At 63.9% G+C, this 13,420-nt stretch carries 14 protein-coding genes; 4 read left to right on the forward strand and 10 right to left on the reverse strand.

The window, feature by feature from the left end; all coding sequences use genetic code 11:
* Positions 1 to 2 precede the first annotated feature (2 nt).
* A complete protein-coding gene (locus AC1RJY_RS20345) occupies positions 3 to 932 on the reverse strand; it encodes an EamA family transporter (RefSeq protein WP_011776563.1) in 930 nt (309 codons plus the stop codon).
* On the reverse strand, positions 929 to 1,531 hold the full coding sequence (locus AC1RJY_RS20350; RefSeq protein ID WP_498603128.1) for a helix-turn-helix domain-containing protein: 603 nt from the start codon (positions 1,529 to 1,531) through the stop codon (positions 929 to 931). The genes AC1RJY_RS20345 and AC1RJY_RS20350 overlap by 4 nt, the downstream gene beginning before the upstream one ends.
* A 116-nt stretch (positions 1,532 to 1,647) precedes the next feature.
* Between AC1RJY_RS20350 and AC1RJY_RS20355 the strand changes: the two genes are divergently transcribed.
* Entirely contained in the window at positions 1,648 to 2,544 is an 897-nt protein-coding gene (locus AC1RJY_RS20355) for an SDR family oxidoreductase (RefSeq protein WP_014923163.1), read from the forward strand.
* Between the two features lie 118 nt (positions 2,545 to 2,662).
* Positions 2,663 to 2,893 (forward strand): DUF6458 family protein, encoded by a 231-nt coding sequence (locus AC1RJY_RS20360; RefSeq protein WP_043470828.1) that lies wholly within the window; start codon positions 2,663 to 2,665, stop codon positions 2,891 to 2,893.
* 77 nt (positions 2,894 to 2,970) lie between these two features.
* On the opposite strand, the gene AC1RJY_RS20365 is transcribed toward AC1RJY_RS20360, so the two are convergent.
* The 3 genes from AC1RJY_RS20365 to AC1RJY_RS20375 form a co-directional block, all read right to left on the reverse strand.
* Positions 2,971 to 3,768, reverse strand: coding sequence for a ZIP family metal transporter (locus AC1RJY_RS20365; RefSeq protein WP_014923162.1), 798 nt, complete (start codon positions 3,766 to 3,768; stop codon positions 2,971 to 2,973).
* Positions 3,769 to 3,870: 102 nt separating this feature from the next.
* On the reverse strand, positions 3,871 to 4,770 hold the full coding sequence (locus AC1RJY_RS20370) for a carbon-nitrogen hydrolase family protein (protein WP_498603129.1): 900 nt from the start codon (positions 4,768 to 4,770) through the stop codon (positions 3,871 to 3,873).
* Complete coding sequence (locus tag AC1RJY_RS20375) at positions 4,771 to 6,333, reverse strand: APC family permease (RefSeq protein WP_498603130.1); 1,563 nt, start codon at positions 6,331 to 6,333, stop codon at positions 4,771 to 4,773.
* Between the two features lie 113 nt (positions 6,334 to 6,446).
* Between AC1RJY_RS20375 and AC1RJY_RS20380 the strand changes: the two genes are divergently transcribed.
* Together AC1RJY_RS20380 and AC1RJY_RS20385 are read left to right on the forward strand one after the other, a co-directional pair.
* Positions 6,447 to 7,091 carry a TetR/AcrR family transcriptional regulator gene (locus AC1RJY_RS20380; RefSeq protein ID WP_498603131.1) on the forward strand — a complete coding sequence of 215 codons (645 nt, stop codon included), beginning with the start codon at positions 6,447 to 6,449 and terminating at the stop codon, positions 7,089 to 7,091.
* 17 nt (positions 7,092 to 7,108) lie between these two features.
* Positions 7,109 to 7,393 carry a hypothetical protein gene (locus tag AC1RJY_RS20385; protein ID WP_498603132.1) on the forward strand — a complete coding sequence of 95 codons (285 nt, stop codon included), beginning with the start codon at positions 7,109 to 7,111 and terminating at the stop codon, positions 7,391 to 7,393.
* A gap of 9 nt (positions 7,394 to 7,402) precedes the next feature.
* On the opposite strand, the gene AC1RJY_RS20390 is transcribed toward AC1RJY_RS20385, so the two are convergent.
* The 5 genes from AC1RJY_RS20390 to AC1RJY_RS20410 all read right to left on the reverse strand — a co-directional run bounded on the left by AC1RJY_RS20390 (position 7,403) and on the right by AC1RJY_RS20410 (position 13,361).
* A complete protein-coding gene (locus AC1RJY_RS20390) occupies positions 7,403 to 7,996 on the reverse strand; it encodes a histidine phosphatase family protein (RefSeq protein ID WP_043806422.1) in 594 nt (197 codons plus the stop codon).
* An 82-nt stretch (positions 7,997 to 8,078) separates the two neighbouring features.
* Positions 8,079 to 9,002 carry an alpha/beta fold hydrolase gene (locus tag AC1RJY_RS20395; RefSeq protein WP_210065474.1) on the reverse strand — a complete coding sequence of 308 codons (924 nt, stop codon included), beginning with the start codon at positions 9,000 to 9,002 and terminating at the stop codon, positions 8,079 to 8,081.
* Between the two features lie 83 nt (positions 9,003 to 9,085).
* Entirely contained in the window at positions 9,086 to 10,699 is a 1,614-nt protein-coding gene (locus AC1RJY_RS20400; RefSeq protein ID WP_498603133.1) for an amidohydrolase, read from the reverse strand.
* The gene (locus tag AC1RJY_RS20405) at positions 10,696 to 11,919 is read right to left on the reverse strand and encodes a serine hydrolase domain-containing protein (RefSeq protein ID WP_498603134.1); all 1,224 of its coding nucleotides are present in this window, start codon (positions 11,917 to 11,919) and stop codon (positions 10,696 to 10,698) included. The genes AC1RJY_RS20400 and AC1RJY_RS20405 overlap by 4 nt, the downstream gene beginning before the upstream one ends.
* Positions 11,916 to 13,361: a purine-cytosine permease family protein gene (locus AC1RJY_RS20410; protein ID WP_498603200.1), complete on the reverse strand. Its 1,446-nt coding sequence runs from the start codon at positions 13,359 to 13,361 to the stop codon at positions 11,916 to 11,918. Before AC1RJY_RS20410 ends, AC1RJY_RS20405 begins: the two co-directional genes overlap by 4 nt.
* Between the last annotated feature and the right edge of the window lie 59 nt (positions 13,362 to 13,420).

A 13,420-nucleotide genomic window follows, 5' to 3' on the forward strand; every position in this document is an offset into this window, starting at 1 on the left:
GCTCAGACCTCGTTTCGTGGGCTGGTGGCAGGTAGGGCATGGGGAAGGGGCGGTTCCAGGCCGGTGACGGGTTCTGGTGACGACGGGCGCCTGTCCCCGCCGCGCTGGGCCGCAGCGCCCGCAACCACCACCAGTGTGATGCCAACGAACTGGATGATGGACGGTTGTTGATGCAACACCAGGAGCCCGAGAAGCACGCCAAATGCCGGCTCCAGGGACATCAGCGTGCCGAAAGCGGTGGACGTCATGCGTCGCAAGGCCATCATTTCCAGGATGAAGGGGAGCACTGGCATCAGTACGGCGACTCCGAGGGCAGCCAGCAGGACTTCCCAGCTAAGGTGTCCGGCGGCCTGTGGGACGCCCACGATTGCGGCCGTAACAGCTGCCACCGGGACTGTGAGTGAGAGTGCTCCGGTTCCCGTGAAGCGATCACCAACTCGTTGGGTCAGCAGGATGTAGGCACCCCAGCCAGCGGCCGCGATGGCTGCGAACATCACACCAAGGGCGTCGATCTCGCCATGCCAGGGTTCTGTTAAAAGGACGACCCCGGCCAACGCCAACGCCGGCCACGCCAGGGCCTTGTGGTTGTGGCTCCGGATTGCTGCCACCGTCAGCGGTCCGAGGAACTCGATGGCCACCGTGGTGCCCAGCGGTATGCGCTCAATCGCGGCGAGGAACATGATGGTCATGAGGCCTGTGGCTACGCCGAGGCCCAGGAGGGGCAGGATGTCAGGGCGGCGTACAGAGCGAAGCGGCGGGCGGGCAATGGCCAGGAAGATGATGGCACCCATGCTCAACCTCAGCCATGCGGTACCGGCCGGACCCACGTCGGCGATGAGGTCCACGGAGAAAGCGGAGCTCAGCTGGACGGAGATCATGGCCGCAACCGCGAGCCCCCACGGTGGAACGGGGATGCGTTGGCGGGTCTTCATGAGCCAGCCTCCTGCACGTGTCCTGAGCCCACGCCAGGCTCGAACACTGCCAGGGAGAATCGGACGGGATCTGTGCCGGGGTTTGCGTAGGAGTGGGCGACGTCGCCCGGGAAGGTCATGGAATCTCCCGCCTCAAGGGTGTTCATATACCCGTCAACGTCCACGGTCAGGGTGCCGTGGAGAACCTGCAGGAGTTCCTTGGTTCCAGCGGCGTGGGCTTCGCTGCCGTGCTGGTCTCCCGGGCCCAAGGTCCAGTCCCACAGTTCCACCACATCCGGAGATTCGGTACCGGCGACCAGGACTCCGCGTCCGCCCTGCTCGCTGGTCCATAAGGATGCGCCTTCGCCGCTGCGGGTCACTTTGACCGGCTTGGGGCGTGGGGATTCAACCAGTGCGGGAAGTCCGACGCCTAGGGCATCACTGATGCGCAGTAGTGTCCCGACGCTGGGGTTCGCGGCTCCCTGCTCCACGTTGATGATCATCCGCCGACTCACGCCGGCAGCTTCAGCCAACTGATCAAGGGTCCATCCGCGGTTTTGGCGTTCTTGTCTAACCCGGGCTCCGATGGCCAAGGAAAGTGTGGTGGTGCTTTCATCCATTAGTGCATCATACTGCACTTTGAGTGCACTATAGCTGGGAAGGCGCGGCGCACCCTAGCCCGCAGTTCCCATCGCGTGCTACCACTGACCCTAGGAACGAACCTGGAGGAGAAACTGTGGCCGAAGACCTGCCTGTCCTTGTTGTTGGCGCCACGGGTTTCCTGGGCGGCCAGGTGGTGGACGAGCTTCTCAAGCGCGGAAAGAAGGTTCGCGCTTTAGTGAGGCCCAAGTCCAACGCCGCCAAACTTGAGGCCAAAGGCGTAGAGATCGCCCGGGGTGACATGCTGGACGCCGCCTCCTTGGTCACTGCGATGACGGGCGTTTCCGCGGCCATTTCGACGGCGGCCGGCTACACGCGGAATGACAAGAACGCCAAAGCCATAGACACCTTCGGCAATAGCAATCTGGCTGTCGCGGCCAAGCATGCCCGTGTGCCTCGCTTTGTGCTGATCAGCATCGTCACCAGTGACCAAACTCCCCAGATTCCCCATTTCTGGAACAAGAAACTGGCCGAGGACAAATTCGAGGAGCTCGGGGTACCCTTCGTGGCCCTCCGTCCGGGTGCTTTCTTTGACCAAGCGGTGGGAATGGGTGGTGATCCCTTCGAGAAGGGGCGCTTCGTGTGGCTCGGATCCAAGGATGCCCGGCTCACGTTCGTGCTGGCCAGCGATGTCGCCGCTTACCTTGCGGAGGCGGTTGATGCTGACATTGTTGAGGGGGAGCGCATCGACATTGGGTGGAGCAGGCCCCTGAGCATTCATGAAGCCGCCGAACTGGCTGGTCGCCGGGCCGGCAAGCAGGTCAAGGTGATGTCCATACCTTCCGGAGCGATCGCCGCACTCGGCAAGGTCACGTCAAAGGTCCTTCCGTTGGTGGCCGATATGGCGAGCATGGTGGCGTGGTTCGAGACCGGAAAGTACGTGGCGGACACCACCCGCCAGGAGCAGGTCTTCGGCCCCCCGCCCACCCCTGAGGACGCGATCGCCCGGGTGGCTGAGCGCTACGGCCACTGATTAATACTGACTAATGCGGCGCGGCAATGTCTGGTCGGAGCGGTAGGTCATAAGTATCCTGATGATACAGATTCGGCTGCAGACCCTGACTGCGCCGAACAAACATGAGGAGCACGCTATGAGAATCGGTTCTTCCATTGCCCTGATTGCCATCGGAGCTATTCTGGCTTTCGCGCTCGCCCCCGGAATCATTCCCTTCCTTGACCAGGTACTGGTTGGCTACATCCTGATAGGCGTAGGCATCATCGGCCTCATCATTTCCATCGCCATGTCCAACCGCACCCGCCGTACCGTTGTTGAGCGCCGCGGCGATCCCCACACGGTTGTTGAGCGGCGCCCCGAGGTCTAGCAGCCGCAACCAGCGAAGAAAGCGCACGACGGCGACCTCCGCCGTCGTGTCTTTTTCTTGTGTTTGCCTCCCGCGGCTCAGGCGAGCGAGAGCGTGAACGACAAAACAAATCCAGCTGCGGTGCTTAGCGCCACAGCCGGGCCGCCGTGCTCGTAGGCCTCGGGCATGAGTGTGTCCGCGAGGGACGCGATCACGGCTCCCGCTGCAAAGGCCAAAGGCAGGGAGATGGTTGCGGGCTCGGCGGAGGACAAAGGCCCCGCGCCCAGTACCACGGCGGCAACCAGCAGCACTGCGCAGACGCTCCAAAGCAGCATGATGGGCCCGGCTTTCCGGCCTTGGCTCTTCATGGATGATGCGCCCACCAAGGCCTCTGGCAGGTTGGAAACGAAGATGGCCGCCAGCAGTGCCAAGCCGCCGGATCCTTCGCCCAGGGAGATGCCCAGGGCGAGGTTTTCGGGCACGCCATCCAACGTCACGGCCGCGAGCAATGCCATGCCGGCCGCGCCGCGCGTTGAGGCGGAGGTGGCAGCTTTGTCCGAAGCGGCGGCGTCGGTGTCCAGTTTGGGGCTGCCCTGTATTTCGTCCGCGGCCTTGGTTTTGGACTTGCCTCCGGGCTGCGCCCAACGATCGAGCAAGGCGCTGAGGGCCGTAAACACTATGGCGCCGGCCAGCAGTCCCAACGCCGCGCGCACGATCCCGCCTTGTTCGTAGGCGTCCTCGAACAGTTCGAACGCCAGGGCGGTAATAAGGGACCCCGCCGCGAACGACAGCAGGATGGCCAGAAGCCGCTTCGGCAGCTCGAAGCGCACGCCCACGAAAGCGCCTATGACCAAGGCGCTGGAGGCAATCAATCCGAACCACAGTGATGCCATCACAACGCCAGTATAGAAGTAAGTAACCTGATCTTCTCTAGGGTGAGGGAAAAGCGTTCGACGGCGGCAGCCCGCCGTCGAACGCTTCTCACCTTGGGTGCGTCGTCAGGCCGTAGTGCTGGCTTGTCGCGCGTCCACCGAATCCCCGCTCCAGTCCGGCGCTTGGAAGTGTGCGCCCCCGAACATGGGGAAGCGCAGCATACCTTCCTGGTCCCGGAGCTGGGCCCACGGACGGTTAATGCCATGCGTTCCATAGCGGCGGAGTTGGGTGACCCGGTCCAAGTCCAGCACGGCGAACAGGATCTCTTCGCCGCCCCGAGCCTGCTGCATGATGGTGCCCTCCGGGTCGACGATGACGCTTTCGCCCACGCCGGAGGGGGATGCGCCGTTGACGTTCACCACATACACCTGGTTGGCGAAGGCGTTGGCCTGGGACATGACGATTTCCATGGCCCGGTCCCGGGTGGTGGTGAGTGTGGGCTGGATGATGACTTCTGCGCCTAGCCACGCGAGCTGGCGGGCCACTTCGGGGAAGCTGCCGTCGAAGCAGATGGCCAGGCCGATCCGTCCGCAGCCGGGGATGTCGAAAGTGACGAAGGAATCGCCGGGCGTGGTGGTTTCGAACGGGCGCCACGGAAAGAGCTTCCGGTAGCGGGCCACGATCTCGCCTTGCGGGGAGACGGCGATGGCTGTGTTGTAAGTGTTCCCGTTGTCCGTTTCCAGCAGTGAACCGGGTATGAGCCAGACATTAAGTCTGCGGGCCAGTGCGGAGATGCGGTGGGTAAGTGGGCTGGGGATGGGTGCGGCAGAGCGCGTTTCGCCGTCGGGGTCCGGGAGCAGGAACTCGCCCGGCGCGGACAGCAGCAGCTCCGGAACCACGATGACGTCCACGTCCGGGCCGAGCTTCTTGGCTGATTCGGCTTGGGCCTCGAACCGGGCCCACGTGGCCTCGAGGTCGTGGGGGACGGGGTTGGTCTGAAGTGCTGCGGTGGACAGGATGCGCATTTATGCCTCGGTTTCGTTGCTGAGAATGGATGGAAGTTGGTGCCGGGTGGTGACGTTTCCGCGGGGGATGGTTTTGCTGGAGAAGAAGCGGCGCAGTCTGGTCCTCAAGATCGCGGTGACCACCAGGCCCAAGGCCAGCGCACCGATGCCGATCCAGAACACCGAGCCGATGCCCAGCCAGGCCAGCCCCGCGTATTCAGGGGACAGCATGTCCACGGCGCTGTACGCGAACGCTCCGATCATCAGAAGTGCTCCCAAACCAGGAAGGAGGCCCTTCAGGATCAGGGCGGATGCAGAGGTGCGCATCAGCGGGGCGAAGTACACCACGGATGCCAAGGCGGTGGCCGCGTAGTAAGCCGCGATCATCAGGCCCACGGAGAGGATGGCCAGCCCGATGAAGTCAGCGCTGATTGCCGTTAGTCCCAAGGTTATGGCCATGGTGATGACCGCCCAGCAGGCGATGGAGGTGGTGGGTGTTCCTCGCTTGGAGTGCATCTTGGTTGTCGCCTTGGGGAGCGCACCATAGGTGCCCATGCTGAGCCAGGTCCGCGGCGTGCTGACAGCTACTGTCATCAGTGCTGCCAACGCTGAAAGGCCCACGGCCAGGATGATGACCTGGCCAAACACATCTCCTGTCGCCTGCGGACCGAGGACCGAGAGGACATCAGAGACGGTTTCAGGATCGGTGATGCTCGCAGTCCCGGCAAATCCCACGGCGGCCGTGGCCGTCACCACGTAGAAGAACAGCAGGATGACGGTGGTGATGACTACGGCCTTGCCGGGCGTTCCCTTTCGGTCCGTGGTTTCTTCGTTCACCGCTATCAGCGCATCCCAGCCCCAATAAATGAACAGGCACAGGATGACGCCGGACACGAGCCCGGACATGTCGCCGGATGCAAAGGGGTTGAACCACTCCAGGCTTGGCTGTGCGGCGCCACCTTCTGCCGTTCCGACGGAGGTGCCCGTGGCCATCGCCGCGAAAGCCGCGACACAGAAACCGCCAAGCGCCACCAGCTGGAGGGCAATCAGCGCATACTGCACCCAGGCGGATAGTTCGATTCCCCTCGCCGCGATCCAAGCACTCAGGACGATCAGCCCACACGCGATGGCAGCTACTGCGATAGGCTCCGCGGCGATCCAGGCCAAACCAAGGAAGTTGAGCAGATAGGTTGTGGCCACTTGAGCTAGTGCGGCGCTCGCAATGAACGTGGCCATCTGTGGCACCCATCCGCCAAGGAACCAGCCTGCAACCGGTCCGAAAACGCGGGTGATCCAGACGAAAACGCCGCCGCAGTCAGGCATTTCCCTGTTGAGGTCCCTGAACGCGAGGGCGGTAAAGAGGATGGGGACAAAGCCAAGCAGGAACGCTGCAGGGGTGCTCGCCCCAACGGCAAGGACCACGAAGCCCAGGGTCACGGCCAGGCTGTAGGCGGGGGCGACGGCGGCCAGTCCGAGGGCGACTGTTGGACCGATGCCGATGGAGCCGGCTTTCAGGCCCTTGGATGTTGGGTCCTTCGGGGTTGGGTCTTTGGCGAGTGAGATGCGGGAAGGGGGATGGGACACGGAGACTCCTCGTTGAATCAGTAATTTGAATCACATTCAAATTTGAATGCCATTCAATACCGGTCTAGAGTCAATGTCAACAGGAATTTTCAAGAGTCCCCGGGGGAGCGGTAGTGGCCAAGGCAGACAAGAAGGAAATCCGACGCCGTGAAATAGTGGCGGCAGCCCAGGCTGTTGCAGCGCGCGACGGCGCTGAGGGGGCCACACTCCGCGCCATTGCCGCGGAGACAGGCATGGCCGCAAACGCCGTGCTCTACTACTTCGGCAGCCATGCCGACATCATCGCTGCCGCCGTGCAGGCTTCCTCCGGCAGATTTCTAGAGAAGCTCGCCGAAGCCGTGGATCAGAGCATGACCCCCACAGCCAGGCTCGCCGCGGTCATCAGCGCGGGAACCACTGCCGGGCTTGACGATGATGTCTCCCGGATCCTCTACGAATACTGGCCCCACATGCTGCGAGACCCCGAGCAGCGCCGGATCCAAGACGAGCTCACCCGTGCGCAGGAAGGCGTCTACCGTGAAATCATCGACGCCGGAACCCGCTCCGGCGAGTTCGCTCCCCTTCTGGACCCGGCCAAGATCGCCCGCACCCTGGTTGCCCAGGAAGATGGACTTGTCATGGATGTGCTGGCCGGAAGTGCCGGCAGTGAGTATGTGCTGGACCTGATGGGGAGCCTGGCGGCCGCACTTTTGGGCCTTGAGGCCGAGACTCTGCTGGACCTCATCGCTGCCCGCGGTGTGCCGGCAGCCGCCACGTAACGGCGTAGGCTGCTGCCATGGAGAAGTCATTCGACATTGAAATGGTCAACCAGAACGAGTACTTGGTGCGTTGGGCATCCGAAGGACAAGCCGGGGAATCCCTGGTCCACACCAACCCGGAATTCCTTGCTGAGGTTGGGCTGGAGGGCTTCGACGAGCAACTCGTGGTCGAAGAAACCACCACCTACCTCGCGGAACACCAGCCCGTGATCGACTTCCCCCAAACGGTTGACCTGGAAGAGATCGCCGCCGCGTACACGGACTACGCGGAGCAGCTGAAGGCGCGCCTCGAAGCGCGGTAGCAGCCTAGCTCAGGACTCGACGCCGGCCGTGACCCGCTCGCCGTTGAAGTACTCCAGCTGCCAGCCGTCCGTGACATGGTGATGGGCCAGGTTGAGGACCGCGTTCTGCACGCTGTCCAAGGTGCGTCCGATGGCCCGGCTCAGGGTCAGCCGAATCAAAGTGCCGTGAGCCACCACCAGGACGCGCTTGCCGGCGAACTCCTCGGCCAGCTCTTCCAAGGCAGCAATGCCGCGATCAGCGGCGGCCTCGTCAGTTTCGCCGCCGCGGAAACCTCCGGGGATGCGCAAAGCCTCCAGCTCAGGCCCGGCCTGAAGTCCTTCGGCAGGACCAAAGCTGCGCTCTGTGAGCTCCGGAACCAGCCGAGCAACTTTCAGCCCCAGTCCATCGGCGATGATCTCGGCAGTTTCGGCGGCGCGGCCCAGGGGCGAGGACACCACGGTGTCCCAAGGCTGGTCCGACAGGAAGGCGACGGCGTCGCGCGCCTGGCCGCGACCGACGTCGTTCAGCGGAATGTCAGTGGACCCTTGCAACCGGCGCTCCGCGTTCCAATCGGTCTGGCCATGGCGGACGAGGGCGAAAGTTGTGAGGGTCATGCTCTCCATTGTGCCCTGAGGTCCTGCCGGGCCGCAGTTCGCTACGTCACGTAAGGCAAACGCCCGACGGCGGGAGGTCGCCGTCGGGCGTTCAGCGTTGCCGCAGTTCCTCTATCAGTTGCTTTACGACGGCGGTCTGCTCGGCGATCGCGAAGTGTCCGCACTCCGTTAGCGTCACGATCTGGACATGCGGGCCGAGCGAGGCCAGCTGGGAATGGTCGGATGCTGGCGTGAAGGCGTCGTGGTCGCCACGCATCGCCAGCACGGGGCAGCTGATACGGCGCCACTGGCCAAAGTCGTACAGTGCAATGGCTCGCGCGGCTGCACTGAAGCTGGCTGGCCGGGCTTCCTGTGCCAGCCTGCGGATGAGGCCCGAGGGGACGGCTGCCGGGTCCGCGAAAAGTGGTGACAGCAGAAGCCGCATCAATGGCGTGTGCCCGACCCCGCGGATCAAGGCTCTTCCCGCGTTTCCGAAGACTGCGGTGGTGTTCATGAGCAGCAGCATGCCCACGAACCATGGCATCTTGGCAAGCCCACGCCACGGGCTCTTCACCGATCCGGCAACTCCAAGAGTGGTTGCCGAAACCACCACGACGCTGACGGTGGATCCGGGCCATGCCGCAGCAATATGCAGGGCCAGGACACCTCCCATGGAATGGCCCACGATGTTCCACTTGTTGTTCCCCAAGGCAGTCAAAACCTCGACGACGGCACCCGCCATGGCTTCGATCGTGGCCGTCTCCAGCTGCGCACCTTGGGTGGAATCGCCCCAGCCCGGCAGGTCTATGAGGACGCGGTCGCGTTCTGGAGTATCGGAGAGCAGCGGCTGGAAAGTTGTCCACGACCCCGCGGCCCCGTGCAGGTAAACGTCAGCGAAGTCACCGCCACCTTCCGAGGATTCTTGTACGCGTGCCACACACGGCCCCAGGGCCGTGGCGATCACCTCGAGCCGCGGCGAAGCAACGCCCGATAACGCTGCGCTGCCCGACCGCGACGCTTCCTGCAGAAATTCCATGCGACCCGCTGCTCCTGACCTTTGACAGTGATCCACCTTTGACACTGATTCGGAGCAGCGGGCAATCCGGATCGGCAGGCGGGTTAGTCCCTTTCGAACACTGTGCGTCCGCCCACCACAGTTCGCACAACCTTGGCTTCGAGGAGCGAGGCAGGGCTCTCTGTGGCGAGTACGTCCGTATCCAAGACAACGAAGTCCGCGTACAGGCCGGCAGTAAGCCGACCAATTTCGTGCTCCGCGCCGCACGTCCAGGCCGAATCCCGCGTTGCATGTTGGATCGATTCCGCGAGGGGCAGTGCGAACTCCGGGACATTTGTTCCAGCGGACGCGTCCAAAGCAGAAGCGCGGGTGGTGGCCACATACATATTGGGCAGCGGTGCGTGCGGGGAGGTGGGGGAGTCCGTGCCGAAAGCCAGCCGCGCTCCCGCCTGGGTGATCCACGGCCACGGGAAGCCGCGCTCCACACGGTCGTCACCCAATTTGGCGGCCCAGTTCTCGCTGATAGCGGGATCGGCGTGGACCGGCTGCATGCTGGCGGTAATACCCAGCGCGGCGAGGCGATCGACGTCGGCCCTGTCCACCAACTCAAGATGCTCTATGCGGTGGCGGCGCTCGCGGGGGCCGTTCTCCGCAACGGCGTGTTCCACGGCGCCGATCGCGATCCGCACCGATTCGTCGCCTATGGCGTGCATGGCAACTTTCAAACCGGCGGCATCTGCGGCGGCAACCACTGGCGCGAGTTCCTCGAGGCTCCAGATCGGTTCCGCATTCGAACCATCGGCGTACGGCATACCCAGGGTGGCCGTGCACCCGTCGATAGTGCCGTCGATGATCACCTTGATGCCCACCACGCGCAGGAACGGCGAAACATGTTCGACGGCGAGCGCGGCCGCCCGCTGTACCTGGGCGATGTTTTCCTCCGCCGATCCAGCGTTGTTAACACGCCAATAGGCGATGAGCCGGCTGGTCAGTGTGCCGTCTTTGTCGGCACGTTTGAAGGCCTCGAGGTCGGTCTCGTTGAAGCCCATATCGCAGGCTGTGGTGACGCCGGTTTCGCGGTAGGCCTCTTGGACTGCGGCGATGCTGGCCCCGTGTTCGCCTTCGCCTACCTGGGAGTCGAGGAAGGGGAGCACCATGTCGTAGAAAGCGTTCTCGTCGATGTAGCCGGTGGCGTGCCCGTGAGAGTCGCGTTTGATGGTGCCGCCGTGCGGGTTCTTAGTGTGGTCATCAATCCCGAGTTCAGTCAGCGCCGCGGAGTTCACCCACACCGAGTGGAAGTCGTAAGCGAAGGCATACACAGGCCTGTCCTGGACTACGGCGTCCAGCATCCCCGCGTCCGGTACACCGCCTGGGATGGCACCGTGCAGCCAGCCAGTGGCCAGGATCCTCACGGCATCCGGGCGTTCGGTGGCCCTTGCCTTGATTCGTTGCTGGATTTCCTCCACGGATCGGGCACCCCACAGGCTGACCTGTCCCAGGGCTTCGCCGGTGCCCACAACATGGGCGTGCCCATCCACGAAACCGGGGACCACCAAGCGGCCCTCAAGGTCAATTGGTTGGGCGTCCGGGCGGAGGCGTTCGGCTGTGTGGGCGTCTCCCACGTAGAGGATGCGTTCACCTTGGACGAGCATAGCCTCAGCCCAGCGGCGGGTATCGGAGGTGAAGATGCGGGCGTTGGTGTAAAGCTGGGTGGTCACGCTGCGGATTCCTTGCTTTCCTGGGCTGTTTCTTCTGTTGGTATCTCTTGTGATGCGAGGGGCTGATCCAAGGAGCGGCTGACATCGAGGAGCAGCTGGTTCTGGAGCTCGTGGAGGTGGCCGCTATCCGGTTCCGGCCAGGTGGAGAGCTGGACCACCACGGTATCGGTGGCGGGATCGATCCAGAGGTACTGGCCGTAGATGCCGATTCCTGTCACGTTGCCTCGCTCGTTTCCCGGGCACCACCACTGACGGGTGTAGGAGCCCTGGGGGTGTATGCCGGTGAAGGAAGCGTCGGCCATGGCTTCCCGGTCTCCGCCAGCGAGTATGCTGCGGACCCACCCCTCGGACACCACCCGGCCCGCCGGACCTACGCCACCGTCGAGCATTAACCGGCCCACCCGCGCGAGGTCGCGGGCAGTGCAGGAGACCCCGCCGTTAGCGAAACCGAAGCCACTGGAATCGACGGTGATGGTGGCGTCCCGGTCTGCGTCGAGCTTGGACCACAGGTACTTGGACAGGGCCTCTGAGTAGCGGAGCCCGGTCACGCGCTCGATGATCCAAGCCAGGACGTCCGTGTTCGCGGAGCAGTACTGGAAGCGGCCCACGGTTCCGTTGCCTGTGAGCGTGGTGAGGAACTCGTAGGTGTCCTGGGGGTCGCCGTCCCGGCGGGTGCGCCAGCCGGAGGAGCGGTCGTGGGTCTGCACCTCGGAGGCGGGATCCATGTAGTCCTCGCTGTAGTTGAGGTGGATGGCCATATCAAGCACGTGCTGGATGGTGGGACCGTCATAGGCCGATCCGGCGAGTTCGGGGACGTAGTGGACAACGCGGTCGGACGTGACGATGTCTCCGGAATCCACCAAGGCCCCGACCACCAGGCCGCACATCGACTTCGAAATGCTCATGACCAGGTGCAGGTCATCGGGGGCGAAGCCAGGGCGGTAGTACTCCGCAATGACATTGTTGCGGTGCAGGACCAGGAATGCGTCGGTGTAGCTCTCCTCCAGCCGTTGGCTCAGGCCTGGAACGGCAAGGGCATCCAGCCGCTCAGTAGCCGCTGCCGGGGCGGCCGGGAAGTGGCGGGTGACTGACGCCGTCGGCAGCATTTCACCAAGGTGGGCGAAGGTCCACCGGTTATGCGGGCCTTCCTGCCAAGAGTCCACGGTGGGTTGGCCGGCGGCGCCAACGTAACGCGGGGGATGGGCTCCGGTGGTGGTCATGCGGGGGCTCCTTCGATGGAGGGGATTGCGGTGGGGCGGCGTTTCGCGGCGAGGCGCGTCAGGGCGATGTAGACCCCGGCTGTCACCACCATGGACACCGGCACCGAGAGGTCCAGGAAGCCCATAGCCGCGGCGATAGGGCCGGTCCACACAGAGCTGGTGAGGAACAGGGAGGCCACGGCTGCGCCAAGGCCGATGGCGAGCAAGCCGGGGACGTGCCAGCCGCCGGAGTACCAGAAGCGGCTGCCGGGCTGCTCGTCAAAGAGGTCATCGCCGCTGTAGCGGTTGCGTCGGAGGATGACGTCGGTGGCGAAGACTGTCATGGTGGGTCCGGAGATGAGGACCAAGAGCTGCAGCATGAGGTTCACGGCGTCCAGCAGGCTGGTGGACATGACGAGGTAGATGGTCAGCGCTGTGCCGATCGCTCCAACTACCACCGCCGAGGGGATGCGGCGGATGGGGACGCCGATGGACTGGAACGCCATGCTCGCCGTGTAGGTGGTCATGCCGTTGAGCGCGATGGTGTTGATGATGACGCCCACCACGAAGATGGGCCCGAGCCAGGCCGGGAGCAGGGCCAGAAGCGCCGATTCGATGCCAAGATCCATCGCGGCGGAGTCAATCCCTGTTGCGAGCAATGCGCCCACTGAGGTGAAGAAGATGGCTGGCAGGGCGCCACCGAGCGCTGTGGCCGCGATGATGTGCGAAGGCTTGGTGGATCTGGGGAGGTATCGCGCCAGGTCCGGGCTATTTGAGTAGGACAGGGGAGAGGAAGCGAGGATGGCGAATCCGATGGTCATCGCAGACCATAGCGGCAGACCCTCCAACGGTGCAGGAGCCGTGTAGCCCCACTGCACGTGCGGCAGGACGAAGGCCGTCACCAGCAGGAAGATGGCAAGCAACACCGAGGCAACCACGGGGTAGCTGCGCAGGATCAGGCTGTGGCCGAACACAGCCACCAGCACGGTGATGGCGGCAACAATAATGGTGACGAGCACCGGCACAAGGACGGGATCGGTGAAGCCAATCTGCGCCAGGAGCTCAGCGCCCATGAACGAGGACGCGAGCCAGTTGAGCGCCAGGAAAACGGCGGAAATGAACCAGCCAAAGAAGGCGACAACCACCCTGTTCCCGCGGATTCCGTAGATGGCCCTTGTGATGACGGAGCCGGAGGTGCCTGCTGCCGGGCCGCTGGTGGCCACGATGCCGGTGAGGATCCACGGGAGGCTGCCCGCGATGATGACCAGGAAAGCCTGCCAGAGCTCCATGCCCAGCAGGATGAGCGTGGCGCCCACCGTGAAGTTGAGGACGCTGACGTTTGGGGCGGCCCACACCGGGAAGAGGTCCCGGGCACGGCCATGGCGTTCGGACGATTCGATGAGTTCAATGCCGCGTTTTTCGGGGTGGGCAAGGGGTTCGGGGTAGCTGACCGCATCGGTCATATGGTGCTGGGACAACGCTGTTCCTCTCGGGCAAGGACCGGTTCGCAACGCTGGGATAC

The organism is Arthrobacter sp. GW822-FHT05G07 (assembly GCF_058799755.1).